The sequence below is a fragment of the Mycobacterium sp. genome (genome assembly GCF_035653355.1).
In the GTDB taxonomy this organism is placed as follows: Bacteria; Actinomycetota; Actinomycetes; order Mycobacteriales; family Mycobacteriaceae; genus Mycobacterium.
On sequence record NZ_DASRBZ010000096.1, the window covers coordinates 1 to 4,095 of the forward strand.

Sequence of the window (4,095 nt, forward strand, 5' to 3'; positions counted from 1 at the left end):
CTTAACCACCGGCGACGGCCGGCAGGATGGTGATCGAGTCGCCGTCGGAGATTGCGGTGTCCAAGCCACCGGAGAACCGGACGTCTTCATCGTTGACATAGATATTGACGAACCGGTGCAGCTTGCCGTTGTCGACCAGCCGTTCGGAGATCCCCGAATAGTTGGCGTCCAGATCGTCGATGACCGCACGCAACGTGTCGCCGTTGGCTTCTACGCGTTTCTGCCCCTTAGTGTGGGGGCGCAGGATGGTCGGGATGGACACAGTGATGCTCATGGGTTTCCTTCAGGGCTCTCAGTATTGCTCGACGACCTTGACGGGCTCTTCGGTGACGACGCCGTCGATGATGCGGTAGCTGCGCAGCTCGTGTTGGTCCGGGTCGCGCGTGGACACGAGCACGTAATGCGCTTCGGGCTCGGCGGCCAGGCTCACGTCGGTCCGGCTGGGGTACGCCTCGGTCGCGGTGTGCGAGTGATAGATGACGACGGGCGTTTCTCCTGCATCGTCCATCTCGCGCCAGACCTTGAGTTGCTCTTGCGAGTCGAAGCGGTAGAACGTCGGCGAGCGTTCCGCATTGACCATCACGATATGCCGCTCGGGACGGTCGGAGCCTTCCGGTCCGGCGAGTACCCCGCACGCTTCGTCGGGGTGATCGGCGCGCGCGTGGGCGACCATCGCGTCCACTAGATCGGATCGGATCACCAGCACGTCACCGATTTCCTCTCCTTCGCTCGAATGCTCCGGGCAACGTGCCCCGGTAGGTCGGTATTCCGGCCACCGACTCGGCGGCAACCACGCCGACCAGCACGGCTCGGGCCAGGCAGTCGGCTGCCGCGGAGCCCACCGCGGTCACCAGCGCCGTCTCCGGAGAAAAGGCCGCGGGCGTACCGACGGGCGGCGCCAGCTCGACCGCCCCGGTGGCCAGCGCGAACACCATATCGCCGTCCACCGGGGTATGCGCGGGCCGGATGCTGCGCGCCAGTCCGTCATGGGCGGTACTGGCAACCTGCCGGCAAGCTGCCGGACTCAGCGCGGCGTCAGTGGCGACCACCGCGACCGCTGTGTTCAGCGAGCTCAACGGGCTTTCCAGCTGCGCCAGCGCGGCGAGTTGGTCGGCCGGCGGCGGCGTCAGCCCGAAGTCCTCGGCCAGCTGGGCCATCCACGGCAGCCCGGTGCCCTGGTCGATGACATTGCCCGCGGAGTTCACAGCGACCAGCGCCCCCACCGTCACCCCGGACGGCAGCGTCGTCGAGGCCGTGCCGACACCGCCCTTGAGCACGCCGGCACAGGCTCCCACGCCGGCGCCGACCGTGCCGACCTCGACGTCGACGCCGGCAGCCTCGCAGGCGGCGTACCCGAACTCGGCGGTCGGCCGGCAGGCCCAGTCGCCGACGTCCAGATCGAAGATCACCGCTCCCGGCACGATGGGCACCACGCCACCGGCCAGTGCCACGCCGCGGCCGCGTTCCTCTAACCAGCGCATGACACCGTCGGCGGCCGCCAGGCCGTAGGCGCTGCCGCCGGCGATCAGCACCGCATCGACGTAGCGCACGCTGTTGGCGGGGTCGAGCAAATCGGTCTCGCGGCTGCCGGGTGCCCCGCCGCGGGCGTCGACGGCACCAACCGTGCCCGGCGGTGTCACAACGACGGTGACGCCACGCGCCCAACCGCTGCCTCTCGCCGCGTCAGGGTCCAGCCGGTGGTAGTGGCCGACGAGGATGCCGCCGACGTCGGTAATCGACTTCATTGCACCGCCATCAGGGTCATCGGCGCCCCATCAATGCCAGCACCAGGTATTCCTGCAAGACCGTCAGCCATTGGTAGACGTCGAGATGCGGAGCCAGCGGATGGTCATCCGGCAGGCGTTCCGGGCCGGCCGGGCTGATATCGAGCATGGTGCCCAACGCCAGCCGGATGTCGTTGACCGCGGCGATCCAGGCGTTGGCGGCGTCCTCGGTCAGCTCGAACCGACCGCCGTCGTCCGGAACTGTGTCCAACAGCTGTTGGGCCGCAACGCGTTTGGCGTCAATGATCTCCGGTTCGTGCAAGCTGCGCAAAGCGGCGTTGAGACTGTCGGCCGCGTCGGAATCCTCGTCGTCCGGCCTGGAGAACTCGGGCAGCAGCCGCCGCAGCGTGGCGTCTTCCGGCGGCTGGGAGTTGCCGGTTTTCATCCCGGTGATCTGCTCGAGTTCGTCTGGCGGTGCAGAAGATTCGCGCTCATCGAGCATGGCGATCAGCGAGCCGCCCAGGCTCTTCAGCAGCGCCGCCTCATGCGGGGCCAACGCGGACCGAAAACGGGGACCATCCGCGGTATCGACCCGCTTCCACTTGCGCACAGCGTCCTAGAAGTCCAAGACCGTCACCGGTCCTGCTGCATGGTCGCCCACAACCCGGCGGCATGCAGTTTGGACACGTCGACTTCCATTTGTTCACGGCTGCCCGACGACACCACGGCCTTGCCTTCGTTGTGGACTTGCAGCATCAGCTTGGTGGCATGCGGCTCGCTGTAGCCGAACAGCTTCTGGAAGACATAGGTCACGTAGGTCATCAGGTTGACCGGATCGTCCCACACGATGGTCACCCACGGACTGGCCGTGACGTCTACCGGATCGACGTGGCGTTGCCCGGTGGTTCCCGGCTTGGTCGGCGCAGACGCAACCATGGCCCTAGGATACCGAGCCGGCCCGGCGCACCGGATACCGTTGCCGTGTGAACGACTCGGCCTGGGCTGGGCTGCTGACCGACAAATACGAATTGACCATGCTGGCGGCGGCGCTGCGTGACGGTACCGCAGATCGCCGAACCACCTTCGAGCTGTTCGCCCGCCGGCTGCCTGACGGCCGCCGCTACGGGGTGGTCGCCGGAACCGGCCGGTTTCTGGAAGCCTTGCCGAGCTTCAGGTTCGACGACGATGCGCTGAGGGTGCTTGCCGAATTCCTCGACCCCGAGACAGTGGAATACCTGCGCCGCTACGAATTTCGCGGCGACATCGACGGCTACGCCGAGGGGGAGCTGTATTTCCCTGGTTCGCCGGTGCTTTCGGTAACGGGCAGCTTCGCCGAATGCATCGTGCTGGAAACTCTGGCGCTGTCGATTTTCAACCACGACAGTGCCATCGCATCAGCGGCCGCGCGCATGGTCAGCGCGGCCCGTGAGCGGCCGGTGATCGAAATGGGCTCGCGAAGAACCCACGAGCAGGCCGCGGTCGCCGCCGCGCGCGCGGCTTATATCGGCGGCTTCGCCGCAACGTCGAATCTGCAGGCCCAGCGCCAATACGGCGTGCCGGCGGAAGGCACCGCCGCGCACGCATTCACCTTGTTGCACACGCACCCCGACGGACCCGACGAGCTGGCCGCGTTTCGCGCCCAAGTCGACGCGCTGGGCACCGACACCACACTGCTGGTGGACACCTACGACGTCACCACCGGCGTGGCCAATGCGGTGGCTGCCGCCGGCCCCGCGCTCGGCGGGGTCCGGATCGACTCCGGCGAGCTGGGCGTGCTGGCCCGCCAGGTGCGCGAGCAGCTCGACGGCCTGGGAGCGACGCAGACGCGGATCATCGTGTCCGGCGATCTCGACGAGTTCGCCATCGCCGCGTTGGGCGCGGAGCCGGTCGACAGCTACGGTGTCGGCACCGCGCTGGTCACCGGGTCGGGCGCGCCGACAGCGAACATGATCTACAAGCTGGTTGAGGTGGACGGGATACCGGTGCAGAAGCGCAGCAGCCACAAAGAATCTCAGGGCGGCCACAAGGAAGCCCTTCGGCTGTCACGCCCGACGGGCACGATCACCGAGGAAGTCGTGCATCCCGCAGGCCAGCGCCCCGACGTCGCCGGGCCATGCCGGATATTGACGGTCCCACTGGTGCGAGGCGGCAAGGTGGTGGCCGACACGGACATATCCGCCGCGCGAAATCTGGTGGCATCCGGATTGCGCAGCCTGCCGTGGGAGGGTCTGATGTTGTCGCACGGCGAACCGGCGATCCCGACGACGCAGATCCCGGCCCGACACCCCTAACACCTGACGGCAGGAGTAGCCACGCCCGACCTGTCCGTGTCCGACCTGCTGGCCACCGCGGTGGCCGCGATTGGCGGCAG

General features: G+C 67.6%; 6 protein-coding genes. 1 reads left to right on the plus strand and 5 read right to left on the minus strand.

Features of this window, described 5'->3' with window-relative positions:
• Window position 1: 1 nt before the first annotated feature.
• The 5 genes from VFA16_RS03050 to clpS are packed head-to-tail and all read right to left on the minus strand — an operon-like array spanning window position 2 to window position 2,660.
• The gene (locus tag VFA16_RS03050; RefSeq protein ID WP_324966397.1) at window positions 2–274 is read right to left on the minus strand and encodes a MoaD/ThiS family protein; all 273 of its coding nucleotides are present in this window, start codon (window positions 272–274) and stop codon (window positions 2–4) included.
• An 18-nt stretch (window positions 275–292) separates the two neighbouring features.
• Window positions 293–706 (minus strand): M67 family metallopeptidase, encoded by a 414-nt coding sequence (locus VFA16_RS03055; protein ID WP_324966398.1) that lies wholly within the window; start codon window positions 704–706, stop codon window positions 293–295.
• A gap of 1 nt (window position 707) precedes the next feature.
• The gene (locus VFA16_RS03060) at window positions 708–1,745 is read right to left on the minus strand and encodes a P1 family peptidase (protein WP_324966399.1); all 1,038 of its coding nucleotides are present in this window, start codon (window positions 1,743–1,745) and stop codon (window positions 708–710) included.
• A 16-nt stretch (window positions 1,746–1,761) separates the two neighbouring features.
• Window positions 1,762–2,334, minus strand: a complete 573-nt coding sequence (locus VFA16_RS03065; RefSeq protein ID WP_324966400.1) for a DUF2017 domain-containing protein — start codon at window positions 2,332–2,334, stop codon at window positions 1,762–1,764.
• 23 nt (window positions 2,335–2,357) lie between these two features.
• Window positions 2,358–2,660, minus strand: coding sequence for an ATP-dependent Clp protease adapter ClpS (gene clpS / locus VFA16_RS03070; protein WP_324966401.1), 303 nt, complete (start codon window positions 2,658–2,660; stop codon window positions 2,358–2,360).
• A 98-nt stretch (window positions 2,661–2,758) separates the two neighbouring features.
• Between clpS and VFA16_RS03075 the strand changes: the two genes are divergently transcribed.
• A complete protein-coding gene (locus tag VFA16_RS03075; protein ID WP_414687624.1) occupies window positions 2,759–4,015 on the plus strand; it encodes a nicotinate phosphoribosyltransferase in 1,257 nt (418 codons plus the stop codon).
• The last annotated feature ends 80 nt before the right edge of the window (window positions 4,016–4,095 follow it).